This is a genomic window from Bradyrhizobium sp. AUGA SZCCT0176, assembly GCF_018130145.1.
In the GTDB taxonomy this organism is placed as follows: Bacteria; Pseudomonadota; Alphaproteobacteria; order Rhizobiales; family Xanthobacteraceae; genus Bradyrhizobium.
Genome location: NZ_JAFCMB010000006.1, coordinates 185580 through 201642, shown reverse-complemented (window position 1 = coordinate 201642; position 16063 = coordinate 185580). Strand labels below are relative to the sequence as shown.

Here is a 16063-nt window from a genome sequence, read left to right as displayed (position 1 = left end):
TCTCAAGCATGATCCGGAATGGCGCGTAACGCCTTTCGAAACCAGATCATGCCCAACCGATGATCAAGCGCGCCGGGAAGCGCGTTCAGGAGAGTATCATGAATGTGCACGCCCCCGCTTTGGCCCAAACGCACGAGTTCGACGAACAGACTTCCGCATTTGCGGAAGACGTGATCGGCAACCTCGCACAGCATCCGAAACGGCTGTCGCCGAAATATTTCTACGACGTCACGGGTTCGGAGCTGTTCGAACAGATCACGGTGCTGCCGGAATATTATCCGACCCGTACCGAACTGGGCATTCTGCGCGACCGCGGCGATGCGATTGCCGCGATCATCGCGAAGGGGGCGGCGCTGGTGGAATTCGGCGCCGGCGCCACCACGAAGGCGCGCCTGCTGCTGGAACGCAGCGACTTCGGCGCCTACGTCCCGGTTGATATATCCGGCGACTTTCTCAAGGCGCAGGCCGATGCCCTGCGCACGGACTTCCCCGGTCTCAACGTCTATCCGGTGGCCGCCGATTTCACTGCACCGTTTGCGCTGCCGGCCGAAATCGCCAATATGCCGAAGCTCGGCTTCTTTCCGGGATCGACGCTCGGCAATTTCGAGCCGCATGAAGCCAGCGCCTTCCTGCGCACCGCCCGCGAAATCCTCGGCGATGGCGCGCAGATGATCATCGGCGTCGATCTCGAAAAAGATGAGCGCGTGCTTTACGACGCTTACAATGATTCGGCGGGAGTCACCGCGCGCTTCAATCTCAATGTGCTGGTGCGCATCAACCGCGAGCTCGGAGGCAATTTCGACCTCTCCGCCTTCACCCACCGCTCGATCTACAATCGCGACCGCCATCGCATCGAAATGCACCTGATCAGCCGCAAGGCGCAGAACGTGCGCGTGCTCGGGCACAGTTTCTCGTTCCGTCCCGGCGAGAGCATCCATACCGAGAATAGCTACAAATACAGCTTCGAGCGTTTCACCGCACTGGCGCGCGGGGCGGGCTGGAAGGTGCGGGAATCCTGGACCGACAAGGGCGGGATGTTCTCGGTTCACGCGCTGGCGGCTTCAAGCTGAGGCCGCTTCACGTTTTCGCCCCGGACTTGCCGCGAGCCGACCGCGGCTTGCGCGTGGGTATGATCCGTGGCGAAGGCATCATCCAATGATCGGACAATCGCCCGGCGCCCAACAGCCAGCCGTGAATGATGCGCCATTTGTCCTGCCCGCGAGATTGGAAATCCAACAGCGGTGACCCGTCGTCCTGCAGCTCGTAGAAGAATCGCAGCGAGTCCTTGCCGGTGGGTCCGCCAGGATCGATCGCGTGCGTCAGTATCCAGTCATCCCACTGCTGGAGTATCAGGGCACGTGCTTCGCTTTGTTTCATCGGCGCGCGTTCTCGGCCACGGGCATGCCGTGGGAACTGAGTTGACCGCGCTGGTCAGATTTAACTTGCAAAAAAGGTGTCCGCGCCGCCGCGCTACCTGCACCTTCGTAATCCGTATGAAAGCAAATGCTTAACAAATTTGCAATTTCGGCAATCTACGCCAGCAATTCGCTGCAGCAGCGCTGTCGTTTCCCCTTCGAAATGTCCAAATTTTGACGCCGACTCAGCCAATCCTGCGCATACGACTTGGCTGGGGTGAGTTCGTGCCAGGGGATCTAGTTATGGGGAATGCGTATCCGACGTCCGGGAACCAGAAGCACCGCTTCGGACCTTCATCGGCGCTCGACGATGAAGACGAGGGACCCGATTCCGACGTGAGCGCCGCGCTGGCGTCGCTGATCGAGGAAAATGTCAGGCTTCGTGCCCTTGTGGTCCAGTTGTCCGACCTCGTCCTGAAGAACCTCGTCGCCCAGAAGTAGTGCTTGCAGTTCGCGATGGCGTGCCGGTCACGCGACCGGCACACGCCGTTACTCCGGCGTGTCGGACCTGAGCGAGATTGATTCCCACACCGCGACCACCACCATGATCGCGGTCGTGAGCAACGAGAGCCATAGCGGCGACAGGTCGTGCGCGAACCAGGCCAGCCCGCACAGCACGATAATACCGACACCGTGCGAGAGCTGCAGAAAGCCGCGAAAACTGTGCTTGAACAGGATCGTCCCGATCAGGAACAGCAGCGGTCCGCCGGTCGCGCTCAGGACCGTCCTGAGATCGGAATGACCGCCCGGGTGCTTCAGCACGAGTTCGTCGGCCACTGCCGTGACGATAATCCCGGCCACGATCGGCATGTGCAGGTAAGTATAGGCGAGCCGCGCCAGCCGCCCCGGTTCGCTCGATTTTGAAATCTCCTCGGATCCCGCTTCGGCGCCCTTGTTGAAGTAGATCCACCACATCGCCAGGGTGCCGACAAAGGCTGACACGAAGGCCGCGACGTTTTCGATCGTCCAGGTCAGCTCGGCAAAAGTAACACCCGTCACGATGATGGATTCGCCGAGCGCGATGATGATGAACCCCGCGCAGCGTTCGGCCATGTGGCCGCCCTCGATCACCCAATCGGCGACCGAAGACGCGCCGTACCGGGGTATCCAGAACCGCACCGCCGGCGACAGATATTCGATGACGAGCGCGATCCCCCACAGCACCAGCCGGGTTTCGCCCTTCGCAAAGCCACCCGCGATCCAGAACACCGCCGACAACGCCAGCCACGACGTGATGCGGATCGCATTCATCCGCGCCAGGGGACGCGACGGTGGCGTCGCGACCCACAGGAACACGGTCTTGCCGACCTGCATCGCGGCATAGGCCAACGCGAACCACAGCCCGCGGTCGTCAAACGCCTTCGGGATCGAGGTCGAGAGCACGAGCCCGCCGAGCGTCAGCGCAAACAGCAGCAGCCGGACCGGGGTCTTTTCGGGATTGAGCCAGTTGGTGATCCAGGAGGTGTAGACCCACACCCACCAGACCGCGAGGAACAGCATCGTGACCTGCAGCGCGCCCAATGGCGTGAAATGGCCGAGCAGGCTGTGCGAGATCTGTGTGACCGCAAAGACGAAGACGAGATCGAAGAACAGCTCGGCGTAGGTCACCCGGCTGTGCTGGTGCGGCACGATCGGTCGAAACAGCGCGCCGTGTGCATCCGCCGCCATCGGCGCGCCTCCGAGGTTCGGTCAGCCTTCGGGCACCCCGGTTTGCAGCGCCAGCGCGTGCAGCACGCCGCCCATCTGCCCCTTGAGCGACTGGTAGACGATCTGGTGTTGCTGGACCCTCGACTTGCCGCGGAAGGACTCAGAAATCACAGTCGCGGCGTAGTGGTCGCCGTCACCGGCCAGATCGCGGATCGTCACCTCGGCATCGGGTATGGCTGCCTTGATCATCGATTCGATATCGTGGGCGTCCATCGGCATTCCAGCATGTCTCCGTCAGATGTTGCGAATCACGGCCAGCTCTCGCGACCGTGACGGCCAAACCTAGCGCGTACGCCCTTCTAGGTCATCCTGCCCGGCACTATATCCCGGGTTCAAACCTTTTAAACCATTCAGGTTGAGGCGTCCGGTCACATCCGGCTGACCCAAAAAGAGGCAAAGAAGCATGAAACTTCCCGGTCCCGACCATCCGATCACGATTGCGGCCAATCCCAAGCGCGTCCGGGTTTCGGCCGGCGGCGTGGTCATCGCCGACACCACCCAGGCCCTCACTCTCAAGGAGGCGCGCTATCCGGCGGTGCAATATGTGCCGCGCAGCGACGTCAATATGGCGCTGTTGGCCCGCACCGAGCGGACCACGCATTGTCCCTATAAGGGGGACGCGAATTATTTCAGCATCAACGCCGACGGCAAGACACTGGAGAACTCGATCTGGACCTATGAGACGCCGTTCCCGGCGATGGCAGAGATCGCCGGCCATCTGGCGTTCTATCCGGACAAGGTCAAGATCGAGGAAGTCGTCTGAGGGCCTGATCCGCCGGCCAAGGCGCGGACGGCTGGATCATCTGGCGCGAAGCCGCACTTGGCGCTTTTGCCGCTTAACGAAATTCCAGATCCTTTTCAGCCGCGAGCTCGCGACATTCTCATCGAGTGAACGACGATGCCTCGCTGCGGGGTTTGATGATTGGCCTTGCTGATCGGGTTCCCGGCTGCAACATTCCGGACAAATAGCCTGGCTGGGGAGGCACGCATGACATCGATTACCGCCGCGGGGCACGCCGACGCTCACGCGGTGCCAAAAACCAAAACGCGAAACCTTTCGCTTGATCGCGCCCGCACCTTCCTGACGCTGGTGGTGCTGCTGCACCACGCCGTCATCCCGTATACTTACTACGGTCACACCGACCCGAAGTCATTCTTCGGCTTCGACATGATCGTGCTCGCCACCGACAGTTTCTTCATGGCGATGTTCTTTTTCCTGTCTGGCTTGTTCGCATGGTCCGGCATTGCGCGAAAGGGACCGCTGAATTATTTGCAGGATCGCCTGTTTCGGCTTGCCCTGCCATTCGCGATCTGCGCGCTGACCGTCATTCCGATCGCCTATTACGCCATTTCCCTGCGTCAGCATCCCGAGGTCAGCTTCGCTTCATTCTGGTGGAAAACCGTCACCGTCGGACCCTGGCCGAGCGGACCGATCTGGTTCCTTTGGGTCTTGCTCGGCTTCGACCTGGTTGCTTGCCTGCTGTATCGGCTGTCACCCAACCTTCTCGATCCGATCAATCGCCTCTCGCTGCACGGTCGCCGCCGGCCCGCGGTGTTCTTCGCGGTCATGCTTGCCGTCACCGCTGCGTTCTACATTCCCGGGCGGATTTACTACGGAGCAGGCAGCTGGTTCGAGTTCGGACCGTTTTCCGTCCAGCACGGGCGCGTGATGCTCTACGCAACCTACTTCTTTTTCGGCGCCGGCATCGGCGTTGCGATGATGGATCGCGGGCTGCTCGCGGCTGACGGCCGGATGGCGAAGGTCAGCTGGGATTGGATGATCCTAGCGATCGTTCCGTATTACCTCATGTGGGTGCTGATCTCCATCAAGCGCGAAAACCTGGGGAATCCAGCAGACCTACCCGACTGGTATGAAGGGGCCTATGCTGTCTGCTTCACCGTCTTCAGCGTGGCCATCCTGTTCCTGATCCTGGCCTATTTCCTGCGGTTCGCCCACTCCGGCAAGAGCGTCCTCGATCCGATGCAGGGCGACGCCTACGGCATGTTCCTGGTGCACTATCCGATCGCGCTGTGGCTGCAGTATTGGCTGTTCGATTTCAATATGCCTGCGACCGTGAAAGCCCCCATCGGCTTCGTATTGACGGTCGCGTTCAGCTGGGCGCTGACGCGCGCGCTACGGCAGATTCCGGGTGCGAAGCGGGTGCTGTGAGGGCCAGTAGCCCGTAAGATCAGGACGCCTTGCCGCTCATATAGGCCGGGAGCCAGCTTTCGAACGCCGTATTGAGCGACGTCACCGCGACCGGTGCTTCACCGGCCACCGCAATTGCATCACCACCGGTGGTGCCGACCCGCGCGCAAGGCACCCCGGCGCCCTTCATCTTCGCCAGCACCAGTCCGGCATCGGCCGCCGGCACCGTCACGATGTAGCGTGCCTGGTCTTCGCCGAACCAGTAGCCGTGCGGCACGATCGAGGCCGGTGCCGCCAGCAATTGCGCGCCGATGCCGCTCGCAATCGCCATCTCCGCGAGCGCGATCAGGAGTCCGCCGTCGGAAACATCATGCACCGCGGTTGCGGTGCCGGCGTGGATCATGCCGCGCACCACGTCGCCATTGCGCTTTTCGGCGGCGAGGTCCACCGGCGGCGGCGCGCCCTCTTCGCGACCACAGACATCGCGCAGATAGACGGACTGTCCGAGCCAGCCCTGCGTGTCACCGATCAAGAGGATCGCCTCGCCTGCCGCCTTGAAGGCGAGCGTCGCGGACTTGGTGAAATCGTCGAGCAGCCCAACGCCACCGATCGAGGGCGTCGGCAGAATGCCGCGGCCGTTGGTCTCGTTGTAGAGCGAGACGTTGCCGGACACGACGGGGAAGTCGAGCGAACGACAGGCTTCCGCAATACCCTTCAGGCAGCCGACGAACTGACCCATGATCTCGGGCCGTTCCGGATTGCCGAAATTCAGATTGTCGGTGATCGCGAGCGGCCGTCCGCCGACCGCAGTGATGTTGCGCCAGGCCTCGGCCACCGCCTGCTTGCCGCCTTCGAACGGATCAGCCTCGCAATAACGCGGCGTTACGTCGACCGTGAGCGCAAGCCCCTTTGGTCCGTCCTGCACCCGCACGACGGCGGCGTCGCCACCCGGGCGCTGCACCGTATTGCCGAGGATGACGTGGTCGTACTGCTCCCAGACCCAGCGCCGCGAGCACAGCTCGGGCGTCGCTATCAGCTTTTCCAGCGCGGCCGAAATGCCGATCGGCGGCTTGACGTCCTGCGCGCGCACCACCGGCAACAATGCGGATGCGACATGCGGCCGGTCGTACAGCGGCGCCTCGTCTCCCAATTCCTTGATCGGCAAATCGGCCATGACGTCACCGCCATGCTTCACCACGAAGCGTTTGCTCGGCGTGGTGTAGCCGACAACGGCAAAATCGAGCCCCCATTTGCGGAAGATCGCCTCGGCCTCTTGTTCCTTCTCGGGCTTCAGCACCATGAGCATGCGCTCCTGGCTTTCCGAGAGCATCATCTCATAGGCGCTCATGCCGGTTTCGCGCGTCGGCACTGCATCGAGATTGAGATCGACGCCGAGGTCGCCCTTGGCGCCCATCTCGACCGCCGAACAGGTCAGCCCGGCCGCGCCCATGTCCTGGATCGCGATCACGCAATCGGCTTCCATGATCTCGAGGCAGGCTTCCAGCAGGAGCTTTTCCGCGAAGGGATCGCCGACCTGCACGGTCGGGCGCTTTTCGGCGGAATCATCATCGAATTCGGCCGATGCCATCGACGCGCCGTGAATGCCGTCGCGGCCGGTCTTGGATCCCAAATAGACGATCGGCATGTTCACGCCGGAGGCCGCGGCGTAGAAGATCTTGTCGGTGTCGGCGAGGCCGACGGCCATCGCGTTGACCAGAATGTTGCCGTCATAGCGGGTGTGGAAACGCACCTGCCCGCCAACCGTCGGCACGCCGAACGAATTGCCGTAACCGCCGACGCCGGCGACCACGCCCGACACCAGATGGCGGGTTTTGGGATGCTCCGGCGCGCCAAAGGAGAGCGCATTGAGGCATGCGATCGGACGCGCGCCCATCGTGAACACGTCACGCAAAATGCCGCCGACACCGGTGGTCGCGCCCTGATAGGGCTCGATATAGCTCGGGTGGTTGTGGCTCTCCATCTTGAACACGACCGCCTGGCCGTCGCCGATGTCGATCACCCCGGCGTTCTCGCCCGGGCCCTGGATCACCCACGGCGCCTTGGTCGGCAGTCCGCGCAGATGGATGCGCGAGGATTTGTACGAGCAGTGCTCGTTCCACATCGCGGAAAAAATCCCGAGTTCGGTGAAACTCGGCACCCGGCCGATCAGCTTGAGGATGCGCTCATACTCGTCCGGCTTGAGACCATGGCTGGCGACGAGTTCGGGGGTGATCTGGGGCTCGTTCATGGGTCCCTTAATAGGAAGATCGGGGGGCTGCGAAAAGGCCTTTTAGGACGCATTTCCGCCCTGTCCAGAGCTTTACGGCAGGCCAGCCGGGATCGGCGTTTGCACATCACGCCTGGATCGGATTTAAGGGCTTAAACCTGCAAAGGAAGGCCCCATTTCGTGAATGACCTCTCCACGACCCCCTTCGTCAAACGTCCCGACCTGTACGTTGAAACCGAGGGCGAATTCGCCGGCTGGCGCACCTGGACCCGTGACAATTTCGAGACCAATAGCGGGCCGTTCTGGCACCGGGTGGAGGAAGACGGCCGGGTCCGCTGCGCCTTCCGCGTCGAGAAAAAACACCTCAACGGCCAGCGCAACGTCCATGGCGGCTGCTTCATGACCTTTGCGGATTACTGCCTGTTCGCCCTGGCCTCGCCGGTGCTGCAGGGGTCGGGCGTGACGGTCGCATTTGGCTGCGAGTTCCTCGATGCGGCACACGAAGGCGAACTGGTCGAATGCGAGGGTGAGATCACCCGCGCCGGCGGCTCCCTGATATTCCTGCGCGGGGTGCTGAAATCGGGCGAGCGGTCGCTGTTCACCTTTTCCGGCACCATCAAGCGGGTGAAGAAAAAGCCGCGGACGGACGCAGGCGCCGTTGCCACCTAGCATTCCCCCGGGGAAGCACAGCTGGCGCGATTATGCCTTGCTGCTGGCGCTGGCGTGCTGCTGGAGTTCGACCTATCCGCTGACCAAGATCGGCCTCGGCTCGATCCCGCCGATCACCTTCATCTCGGCCCGTTCGCTGATCGCGGCCGCATTCCTTCTCGTCATCCTGTACGCGCGCGGATTGCGTCTCCCGATCGATGCCAAGGCCTGGAAGCTGTTCGCCTTCCAGCAGAGCATCAACTCGACCATCCCGTTTTTGATGATCACCTGGGCGCAACAATATGTGCCGGCATCCAGCGCCGTGGTGCTGGCCTCGACGACGCCTATTTTTGCCTTCCTGATCACCTGGGGCATCACGCGGCACGAGCCGGCGACGCTGTTGAAGCTGGTTGGCGCCATCCTCGGCCTCGCCGGAACGGCTGCGATCATCGGGCTCGACGCGCTCGGCGGTCTCAGCAAGGACGTGTTCGCCGAAATCGTCATCCTTGTCGCCACCCTCTCCTTTGCCTGCGCCACCATCTTCGGGCTGCGGCTGACCGACTACGATCCGATGGTGGTGGCAGCGGGCTCACTGCTGTTCGGCGGCTTCGTGCTGCTGCCGGCATCGCTGATCGTCGATCACCCCTGGACCTTGCAGCCGACGGCGGAAGCCCTGGCGGCGACCGTCGCGATGGGCATCTTCTCGAGCGCGTTCGGGCTGATGCTGTTTTATATGTGCCTGAGCCGGCTCGGCACGCTCACCACCAACGCGCAAGGTTATCTGCGCATACCGATCGGCGTCGGTCTCTCGGTGCTGCTGCTCGGCGAATCCGTGCCGGCGAATCTGGCGCTTGGACTGGTACTGGTCATGGCCGGCGTCGCCGCGATGACCATTCCCGGCGATCGCTATGGCAAGTGGATCGACCGGTTGCGCGGCCGGTAGAAGGCTGCGCTCGGCACGTTGGCGCGGGCAATGAATCCGGACGCTTCTCTACTGCAAATTGACCAGGGTGAGATCGACGAACCACGACTGCGGCGAGACGAAACCCTTGACCTTCGGGCTCATCGCACGCGGGTTAAGATCGTGGACGATGAAAAGCCAGGGAGGATTATCGACGATGCGTTCGTGCGCCTTGCGATAGGCGGCCGAGATGGCTTTCGGATCAGTCGCCTCGGAAATCGTCTTGAGCGCATCCTCGAAATCATCGTCCTTCCATTGCTCAAAATTGAATCCGTTCGGCGAAAAATTGGCCGCCGCAAAGTAACGCGCCATGACACCGGCATCTGACGATGGCGAGCTGATGTTGAGCACCATCGCCCCTTGCAGGCTTGCATGATCGGGTGTGGCGCGGGCCGCCGTCAACAGAACCTGCCATTCGATCACGCCGACTTCCACATTCACCCCGCAATTTTCTTTGAGGTTCTGCTGCAGGAATTCGTTCATCGGCAAAGGCAACATTTGGCCCGAACCGGAATTCGAGATCAGCGCCTTGAACGATAACGGTTTCGCCGGTGAGTATCCCGCTTCGGCAAGCAGGGCTTTGCCTTTGGCCGCGTCGAACTTGTAGCGGTTGACCGGGCTTCCGAAATCGGGATCGCTGGCCTTGAGCCAGCCTACCGACGGCTCCGCGGTCCCATTGAGAAGCGACACCAGCCCTTCACGATCGATGCAATAGTTTAGAGCCTGGCGAACCCTGACGTCCTTGAAAGGGCTGTTGGTCGCGCCGATGTTGTAGAACCAGGGCCAGACATGCGGATATGAGCCGGTCGTGATGGTGAAGCCCGCCGATTTCAGTGAGGCGAGACCATCGGGCGGCGGCACTTCGATCCAGTCGACCTGGCCGGCGCGCAACGCAGCCAGCCGCGAATTCGCTTCGGGGATCGGCATCAGCACGACGTTGTCGACCTTCGCCATCCGGCTGGGGTCCCAGTATTTATCCCACCGGGCGAGATTGGCTTCCTGCCGTGGCACGATCTTGGTGATGCGGAATGGACCGGTGCCTGCAGCGGGCAACGTCGCGACCTTGGCCCACTCCCGGCCGGCCTTCTCGAACGACGTAGGCGACGTGAACAGAAGGTACACCGCCATATAGGGAAAGTACGACGCTGGCTTGGTCGTGGTGATGGCGACGGTGTCGTCATCGACCTTCTTGTAGCTTCCCATGATAGGGACGCGGGCGCGCGAAATTGCCGAGCTTGGCGGCTCAAATTGTGGGCTGCTATTGTTGAAATAGCGATCAAGGTTCCAGATCACGGCATCCGCATTGAAATCGGTGCCGTCGTGGAATTTCACGCCGCGGCGCAGATGGAAAATCCACGTCTTGTTATCGGCTGGGTCCTGCTCCCATTTCTCCGCGAGCCCGGGCCGCAGGGTCGCCAACCGGTCGGTTCTGGTCAAATCCCACAGCACCAGCCCTTCAAAGATCGGATACCCCATAAAGCGCATGCCTTCGAAGCCATTATTTGGCATTCCCGTTGCGGTCGGGATATCGGACGCCGTCATCGCGATGCGCAGCGCAGTTTCGGCCATCGCCGGTTGGTACGACAGCAAAGCGGCCGCAAGCGCAAAGGTACGGGAAAGCTTGATGAGCATGACAATCCTCCGTCCGACGATCGGAAAGTCCGCGTTCAGCGGGTAGCCAGAGGATGCAGGAGCAAATTTCAGGCCAGCCGGCAGGGCGCAGCGAAATGGCTGGAAGCCCGTGCCCGCAGATTGCGCCTCAGAATTCGCGTATGCTCCGCGGAAATATCGAGACCGGGGAGAGCGAGATGGACGTCATTGCAGCGATCCACGGGCGCCGGTCGGTGCGCTCCTATGATCCCAAACCAGTCGAGCCCGAGCTGATCGAAAGCGTGATTGAGGATGCCGCACAGGCGCCGCCGCCTTTTCGCGGTCAGGTCCCCTGGGCGTTCAATGTCGTGCAGGGCGTCGAGCGCATCGCGGCCTGTGGCGCGCGCGCGATGGACTATGCGAGAGACCATCATCCCGACGAACCCGGCTGGGACTGGATCGAACGGCCCGGCTTCAAGATCTTCTGGGACGCGCCGGTCGTCGTCATCATTTCCGGACCGGTAGGAGATTGTTGCCGCGCCGGTCAGAACCTGATGCTGTCAGCGCATGCGCGCGGATTGGGAACGTGCTGGGTCGGCTCGCCGATGCTCTGGCTCAGCACGCCAGAGGTAAGGAAGGAGCTGGGAATTCCGGCCACGCTGGCGCCGGTTGCGGTGTTATGCCTCGGTTATCCCGTGGCGATTCCGGAAGCGGTAGTCCACGACAAGCCGCCTATCGTATGGGTGTCGTAGTGGCGCGCTACTTCTTCTCTTCCAGCAGCTTGCGGTATTTCTCAACGTCGCGCGTCACCAGTTGCTGCAGCACTTCCGGAGTGTGCTCATTGGCATCGGGGGCAACGGTCGAGAGATCGTGAAAACGCTTTTTGACGGCATCGCTCTCCACCGCGCTCTTCGCCGCGGCATTCAATTTCGCGATGATCGCCGGCGGCGTGCCTTTTGGCGCGAACAGACCGTTCCAGCCCTGCGCCTCGAATTCGGGAAGCCCCGCTTCCGCCGACGTCGGTAGTTCCGACAAGGTCGCGAGCCGCACCGTCGAGCCGACCACGACGCCCCTCACCAGCTTGTCGTCGATCGCCTGCGACACGGACGCCGCGGCATCGCAGACGCCGTCGATCTGGCCGCCGATCGCATCCGTCAGCGCGGGCGCCGCGCCACGATAGCCGACCAGCGTGACATCGATGCCGGCGGCCTGCGCAAAGCTCTTGCAGATCAGGAAATTCGATGAGCCGACGCCGGCATGTCCGAGATTGATCTTGCCGGGATTTTTCTTCGCGTAGGCGATGAACTCCTGAAGGTTCCTGGCCGGGAAATCCTTGCGCAGCGCGACGATGCCGAAGGTCTTCGCCACCATCGCAATCGGCACGAAGGAGTCCGGCGTGAACGACAGTTTCGGATAGATCGTATAGGTCGCGGCGCTGGTGCCGGCATTGCCGATCGCGATGGTGTAACCATCGGCTTCAGCGCGCGCCGCCCGCGCCAGCGCGATCGAGCCGCCGGCGCCCACGATATTCTCGATCACGATCGGCTGTCCGAGTGGCTTGGCCATCTCTTCGGCAACCACGCGCGCGATCACGTCCGAAGTGCCGCCGGCCGCGAACGGCACGATCATCGTGACGGGACGTTTTGGATAATCCTGCGCGTGGGCGCTCGTGACGAAAGACAGCGACGCAATGACCGCCAGCAGCCACTTCGTCATTTTATTGTGACGCGTTTTCTTCACGCGAACCGGTTCCCGCTTCGCCTGAAAACGCTATGGGCAATCACGCCGCTTTTTCCAGATGCGCGACGAGGCCCGCGAACAGGCCGCGGCCGTCGGTGCAGCCCATGATGTCTTCGACGTGGTTTTCCGGATGCGGCATCATGCCGAGCACATTGCCGCGCTCGCTGACGATGCCGGCGATCGACTGCGCGGCGCCGTTGATGTTGGAGCTTTCGTCCACCACGCCATCTGCGGAGCAATAACGGTACAGCACCCGCCCCTCGCCTTCGAGGCGTTTAACCGTCTCTTCATCGGCCTCGTAATTGCCTTCGCCATGCGCCACCGGCACGCGGATGACCTGGCCGGCATTGTAGCCGCGCGTGAACGGCGTGTCGGAGCGTTCGACCCGCAGGTGCACATCCTTGCAGATGAATTTCAGCCGCGCGTTGCGCATCAGCACGCCGGGCAGAAGGCCGGCTTCGCAGAGGATCTGAAAACCGTTGCAGACACCGAGCACGAGGCCGCCACCCGCCGCAAAGTCCCGCACCGCGTCCATGACCGGCGCACGCGCGGCAATGGCGCCGCAGCGCAGATAATCGCCATAGGAAAACCCGCCGGGCACCACAACGAGATCGGTGCCCTTGGGCAGCGCGGTCTCGGCATGCCAGACCATCGCGGCCTCGTTGCCCGATGCGAGTTTAAGCGCCCGCGCCATATCGCGCTCGCGATTGATGCCAGGGAAGACGAGAACGGCTGATTTCATGGGAAGCGCCTAGAGCAGTTCGACCCGATAATTCTCGATCACGGTGTTCGCCAGCAGCTTGTCGGCGGCGTCTTTCAACGCCGCCTCGGCCTTGGCCTTGTCCGAGCCTGATAGCTCGATGTCGAACACCTTGCCCTGACGGACGCTGGCGACACCGTCGACGCCGAGCGATTTCAGCGCGCCTTCGATGGCCTTGCCCTGCGGATCGAGAATGCCGGACTTCAAGGTAACGGTAACACGTGCTTTCATATTCTTGGCCCAATATTCAGGACGTCACCCTGAGGTGCGCGGGCGAAGCCCGAGCCTCGAAGGGCGACCTTGTATTTCATCTCCATCCTTCGAGGCTCGCCGAAGCCGGCGAGCACCTCAGGATGACGGTGACCGATCAGCTCTTCACCAGCACCGGACCCGTACCCGCCGGCCGCTCGTTCTCCATCAGGATACCCAGACGCTTTGCGACCTCGGTATAGGCCTCCAGGAGACCACCCAGATCCCTGCGGAAACGATCCTTGTCGAGCTTCTCGTTCGACTTGATGTCCCACAGCCGGCATGAGTCGGGCGAGATCTCGTCGGCGACGATGATCCGCATCATTTCGTTCTCGAACAGGCGGCCGCATTCCATCTTGAAATCGACCAGACGGATGCCGATGCCCAGAAACAGCCCGGTCAGGAAGTCGTTGACGCGGATGGCGAGCGCCATGATGTCGTCGATTTCCTGCGGCGTCGCCCAGCCGAATGCGGTGATGTGCTCTTCCGAGACCATCGGGTCGTTGAGCTGGTCGTTCTTGTAATAAAACTCGATGATCGAGCGCGGCAGCTGGGTGCCTTCCTCGATGCCGAGGCGCTGCGACAGCGATCCCGCCGCTACGTTCCGCACCACCACCTCCAGCGGCACAATCTCGACCTCGCGAATCAGCTGCTCGCGCATGTTGAGGCGGCGGATGAAATGGGTCGGCACCCCGATGTCGTTGAGGTGCTGAAACAGGTACTCCGAAATCCGGTTGTTGAGGACGCCCTTGCCCTCGATCACCTGGTGTTTCTTGGCATTGAACGCGGTCGCATCGTCCTTGAAGTGCTGGATCAGGGTTCCCGGCTCCGGACCTTCATACAGGACCTTGGCCTTGCCTTCATAAATGCGGCGTCGACGGCTCATAGGGATGTACCGTGTTTTGTTGAAATCCATGAATTTGGTGTGCTCCGGATGACAAGGGTTTACGACCACGACGGAGCTGCCGTGAAGGCCAGGAACCTGATCTTAACCATCTGGAAACAGAACAAGAACCAAGCCTGTTGGCAACCTATCCGATTGGCCTATCCAGCACAATCGACACGGCCCAATTGGGCCCAACTTATACCTGTAGACTGCGGCTTAACGGCCCGTTGTTTTGCCGATTCGCCCCCTCTATCTAGGTAGGCGACGGGGTCGCCACAACGCGGCCCCCGCGTGCATCTGGCAGGGATTGGAACTCAAATATGAGCACTTTCGACAAGCGCGAAGAAGGTTTCGAGAAGAAATTCGCTCTCGATGCGGATCAGAAGTTCAAGGCCGAGGCGCGCCGCAACCGGCTGCTTGGAACCTGGGTCGCAGAAAAGCTCGGAATTACCGGCGACGCCGCCACTGCCTACGCCAAGGAGGTGGTCGCCGCCGATTTCGAGGAAGCCGGCGATTCCGACGTGCTTCGCAAGGTGATGGCCGATATCAAGGCCAAGGGCGTTGCCCTCACCGAGCAGGAACTCCGCGCCAAGATGGACGAGCTGATGGCGACCGCCGTCGCCCAGGTGAAGGCGGGAACGTAAAGCTGGCGTCATTCCCCGGGCGGTGCGAAAGCACCGCCCCTCAGATGCGCAATTGCGCATCGGGGAATCTCGAGATTTCGGGTCTGGTCCTAACGGACCATCCCGGAATGACGGCTTGAATTATCGCTTCGACGCTTTCACCCGCCGTATGCCGCCCGAATAATCTCCAAGAGCCGCCGCGAGGCCGCGCTGAGAAAGCCGCCGCGGCGCGTCACTGTCACGATGTCGTGGCTGGCATCGAGGTCACCGACACGGATAGTCGAAAGCGCCGAGGATTCGAGCTCCTCGGCGGCGTTGATTTGCGATAGCAGCGCGATGCCGAAACCGGCCTCGATCAGGCGCTTCTGGGCGGTCAGGCTATCGACCGGCGTCCAGGCGACGTCGCCCAATCCGCGAGTCTGGAATAGCGCGAGGATATGCGACGCGGCGATCTCGCGGCGTCCCGGCGCTTCGGGAAATGCGATCCATCGTTCGCCGCGCAGGTCGGCAAGTATTGCGACGCGGCGGCCGGCACGCGGGTGATCGGTCGCGCAAACGACCTGGAGCGGCTCGGCGAACAGCAATTCGCAGTCGAGATCGCGCGAACCGTCGCGATCAAAGCGCAAGCCGATCGTCGCCTCGCCGCGGCGGATGAGGCCGCTGATCTCGGCACTGGTCGCGGTTCGCAGGGACAAATCAACGCCGGGATGCTCGGTCGCAAAACGCTTCAAGATGGCCGATAGCCTGCCGCCCGCCAGCGTGCCGACCACGGCGAGTGCGACCGGTCCCGAATCCGGCCGCGCCAGTGCGCGCACCGCATTCTCCGCATCCTGCGCGGCGGCGACCGCACGCTCTGCGTACGGCACCATCACCCGCCCCGCATCGCTCAGCATCGTCCGTCCAGCGATCCGCTCGAACAAGGGCATGCCGAGTTCCTGCTCCAGGAGCGCGATGCGCCGGGATATCGCCGGCTGCGAACGGTGCAGCGCCTTGGCGGCGCTCGAGATTCCACCGCGGCGGTGAACCGTCAGGAAGGTGCTGAGCGCGTCGCTGTCCATTTTCCAATCCATGCAAAAAGCTGATGATATGAAGATAATTAACAAATTAG

The 16063-nt window shown here is 62.1% G+C and carries 18 protein-coding genes; 8 read left to right on the top strand and 10 right to left on the bottom strand.

Annotation, left to right across the window (positions count from 1 at the left end):
- Positions 1 to 98 precede the first annotated feature (98 nt).
- Positions 99 to 1070 carry an L-histidine N(alpha)-methyltransferase gene (egtD, locus tag JQ600_RS17135; RefSeq protein WP_212264388.1) on the top strand — a complete coding sequence of 324 codons (972 nt, stop codon included), beginning with the start codon at positions 99 to 101 and terminating at the stop codon, positions 1068 to 1070.
- Between the two features lie 7 nt (positions 1071 to 1077).
- Here the strand turns inward: egtD and JQ600_RS17130 are convergent, their stop codons facing one another.
- Positions 1078 to 1377, bottom strand: a complete 300-nt coding sequence (locus JQ600_RS17130; protein WP_212264387.1) for a hypothetical protein — start codon at positions 1375 to 1377, stop codon at positions 1078 to 1080.
- Between the two features lie 281 nt (positions 1378 to 1658).
- Here JQ600_RS17130 and JQ600_RS17125 point away from each other — a divergent pair, with 281 nt between their 5' ends.
- Positions 1659 to 1856 carry a hypothetical protein gene (locus JQ600_RS17125; RefSeq protein ID WP_212264386.1) on the top strand — a complete coding sequence of 66 codons (198 nt, stop codon included), beginning with the start codon at positions 1659 to 1661 and terminating at the stop codon, positions 1854 to 1856.
- 48 nt (positions 1857 to 1904) lie between these two features.
- On the opposite strand, the gene JQ600_RS17120 is transcribed toward JQ600_RS17125, so the two are convergent.
- Positions 1905 to 3083: a low temperature requirement protein A gene (locus JQ600_RS17120; RefSeq protein ID WP_212387081.1), complete on the bottom strand. Its 1179-nt coding sequence runs from the start codon at positions 3081 to 3083 to the stop codon at positions 1905 to 1907.
- Positions 3084 to 3104: 21 nt separating this feature from the next.
- Entirely contained in the window at positions 3105 to 3341 is a 237-nt protein-coding gene (locus JQ600_RS17115) for a BolA family protein (RefSeq protein WP_057838868.1), read from the bottom strand.
- 184 nt (positions 3342 to 3525) lie between these two features.
- Between JQ600_RS17115 and JQ600_RS17110 the strand changes: the two genes are divergently transcribed.
- Positions 3526 to 3885: a DUF427 domain-containing protein gene (locus JQ600_RS17110; RefSeq protein WP_212264384.1), complete on the top strand. Its 360-nt coding sequence runs from the start codon at positions 3526 to 3528 to the stop codon at positions 3883 to 3885.
- Positions 3886 to 4110: 225 nt separating this feature from the next.
- A complete protein-coding gene (locus JQ600_RS17105; RefSeq protein ID WP_212387083.1) occupies positions 4111 to 5292 on the top strand; it encodes an acyltransferase in 1182 nt (393 codons plus the stop codon).
- Between the two features lie 19 nt (positions 5293 to 5311).
- Here JQ600_RS17105 and purL read toward each other — a convergent pair whose 3' ends face one another.
- Positions 5312 to 7519, bottom strand: coding sequence for a phosphoribosylformylglycinamidine synthase subunit PurL (purL, locus tag JQ600_RS17100; protein WP_212387085.1), 2208 nt, complete (start codon positions 7517 to 7519; stop codon positions 5312 to 5314).
- A gap of 159 nt (positions 7520 to 7678) precedes the next feature.
- Here purL and JQ600_RS17095 point away from each other — a divergent pair, with 159 nt between their 5' ends.
- Together JQ600_RS17095 and JQ600_RS17090 are read left to right on the top strand one after the other, a co-directional pair.
- Positions 7679 to 8167, top strand: coding sequence for a PaaI family thioesterase (locus JQ600_RS17095; protein ID WP_212387087.1), 489 nt, complete (start codon positions 7679 to 7681; stop codon positions 8165 to 8167).
- The gene (locus JQ600_RS17090) at positions 8157 to 9089 is read left to right on the top strand and encodes a DMT family transporter (protein ID WP_212264381.1); all 933 of its coding nucleotides are present in this window, start codon (positions 8157 to 8159) and stop codon (positions 9087 to 9089) included. Before JQ600_RS17095 ends, JQ600_RS17090 begins: the two co-directional genes overlap by 11 nt.
- Before the next feature lie 48 nt (positions 9090 to 9137).
- Here the strand turns inward: JQ600_RS17090 and JQ600_RS17085 are convergent, their stop codons facing one another.
- Positions 9138 to 10739 (bottom strand): ABC transporter substrate-binding protein, encoded by a 1602-nt coding sequence (locus tag JQ600_RS17085; protein WP_212387089.1) that lies wholly within the window; start codon positions 10737 to 10739, stop codon positions 9138 to 9140.
- Between the two features lie 176 nt (positions 10740 to 10915).
- Between JQ600_RS17085 and JQ600_RS17080 the strand changes: the two genes are divergently transcribed.
- Positions 10916 to 11449, top strand: a complete 534-nt coding sequence (locus tag JQ600_RS17080; protein WP_212387091.1) for a nitroreductase family protein — start codon at positions 10916 to 10918, stop codon at positions 11447 to 11449.
- 7 nt (positions 11450 to 11456) lie between these two features.
- On the opposite strand, the gene JQ600_RS17075 is transcribed toward JQ600_RS17080, so the two are convergent.
- From JQ600_RS17075 to purC, 4 genes are all read right to left on the bottom strand, one after another.
- Positions 11457 to 12413 carry a tripartite tricarboxylate transporter substrate-binding protein gene (locus JQ600_RS17075; RefSeq protein WP_212387094.1) on the bottom strand — a complete coding sequence of 319 codons (957 nt, stop codon included), beginning with the start codon at positions 12411 to 12413 and terminating at the stop codon, positions 11457 to 11459.
- A 64-nt stretch (positions 12414 to 12477) separates the two neighbouring features.
- Positions 12478 to 13179: a phosphoribosylformylglycinamidine synthase subunit PurQ gene (gene purQ / locus JQ600_RS17070; RefSeq protein WP_212387095.1), complete on the bottom strand. Its 702-nt coding sequence runs from the start codon at positions 13177 to 13179 to the stop codon at positions 12478 to 12480.
- 9 nt (positions 13180 to 13188) lie between these two features.
- Complete coding sequence (purS, locus tag JQ600_RS17065; RefSeq protein ID WP_028349990.1) at positions 13189 to 13428, bottom strand: phosphoribosylformylglycinamidine synthase subunit PurS; 240 nt, start codon at positions 13426 to 13428, stop codon at positions 13189 to 13191.
- Positions 13429 to 13564: 136 nt separating this feature from the next.
- Entirely contained in the window at positions 13565 to 14332 is a 768-nt protein-coding gene (gene purC, locus JQ600_RS17060) for a phosphoribosylaminoimidazolesuccinocarboxamide synthase (protein WP_171708996.1), read from the bottom strand.
- Between the two features lie 320 nt (positions 14333 to 14652).
- Between purC and JQ600_RS17055 the strand changes: the two genes are divergently transcribed.
- Positions 14653 to 14976 carry a DUF1476 domain-containing protein gene (locus JQ600_RS17055; RefSeq protein WP_212264377.1) on the top strand — a complete coding sequence of 108 codons (324 nt, stop codon included), beginning with the start codon at positions 14653 to 14655 and terminating at the stop codon, positions 14974 to 14976.
- A gap of 137 nt (positions 14977 to 15113) precedes the next feature.
- Here JQ600_RS17055 and JQ600_RS17050 read toward each other — a convergent pair whose 3' ends face one another.
- The gene (locus JQ600_RS17050; RefSeq protein ID WP_212489987.1) at positions 15114 to 16013 is read right to left on the bottom strand and encodes a LysR family transcriptional regulator; all 900 of its coding nucleotides are present in this window, start codon (positions 16011 to 16013) and stop codon (positions 15114 to 15116) included.
- Positions 16014 to 16063: the final 50 nt, after the last annotated feature.

Coding starts and splice junctions, on each gene's coding strand:
- egtD (WP_212264388.1), top strand. CDS start 99: ATGAATGTGCACGCCCCCGCTTTGGCCCAAACGCACGAGTTCGACGAA.
- JQ600_RS17130 (WP_212264387.1), bottom strand. CDS start 1,377: ATGAAACAAAGCGAAGCACGTGCCCTGATACTCCAGCAGTGGGATGAC.
- JQ600_RS17125 (WP_212264386.1), top strand. CDS start 1,659: ATGGGGAATGCGTATCCGACGTCCGGGAACCAGAAGCACCGCTTCGGA.
- JQ600_RS17120 (WP_212387081.1), bottom strand. CDS start 3,083: ATGGCGGCGGATGCACACGGCGCGCTGTTTCGACCGATCGTGCCGCAC.
- JQ600_RS17115 (WP_057838868.1), bottom strand. CDS start 3,341: ATGCCGATGGACGCCCACGATATCGAATCGATGATCAAGGCAGCCATA.
- JQ600_RS17110 (WP_212264384.1), top strand. CDS start 3,526: ATGAAACTTCCCGGTCCCGACCATCCGATCACGATTGCGGCCAATCCC.
- JQ600_RS17105 (WP_212387083.1), top strand. CDS start 4,111: ATGACATCGATTACCGCCGCGGGGCACGCCGACGCTCACGCGGTGCCA.
- purL (WP_212387085.1), bottom strand. CDS start 7,519: ATGAACGAGCCCCAGATCACCCCCGAACTCGTCGCCAGCCATGGTCTC.
- JQ600_RS17085 (WP_212387089.1), bottom strand. CDS start 10,739: ATGCTCATCAAGCTTTCCCGTACCTTTGCGCTTGCGGCCGCTTTGCTG.
- JQ600_RS17080 (WP_212387091.1), top strand. CDS start 10,916: ATGGACGTCATTGCAGCGATCCACGGGCGCCGGTCGGTGCGCTCCTAT.
- JQ600_RS17075 (WP_212387094.1), bottom strand. CDS start 12,413: ATGACGAAGTGGCTGCTGGCGGTCATTGCGTCGCTGTCTTTCGTCACG.
- purQ (WP_212387095.1), bottom strand. CDS start 13,179: ATGAAATCAGCCGTTCTCGTCTTCCCTGGCATCAATCGCGAGCGCGAT.
- purS (WP_028349990.1), bottom strand. CDS start 13,428: ATGAAAGCACGTGTTACCGTTACCTTGAAGTCCGGCATTCTCGATCCG.
- purC (WP_171708996.1), bottom strand. CDS start 14,332: ATGAGCCGTCGACGCCGCATTTATGAAGGCAAGGCCAAGGTCCTGTAT.
- JQ600_RS17055 (WP_212264377.1), top strand. CDS start 14,653: ATGAGCACTTTCGACAAGCGCGAAGAAGGTTTCGAGAAGAAATTCGCT.
- JQ600_RS17050 (WP_212489987.1), bottom strand. CDS start 16,013: ATGGACAGCGACGCGCTCAGCACCTTCCTGACGGTTCACCGCCGCGGT.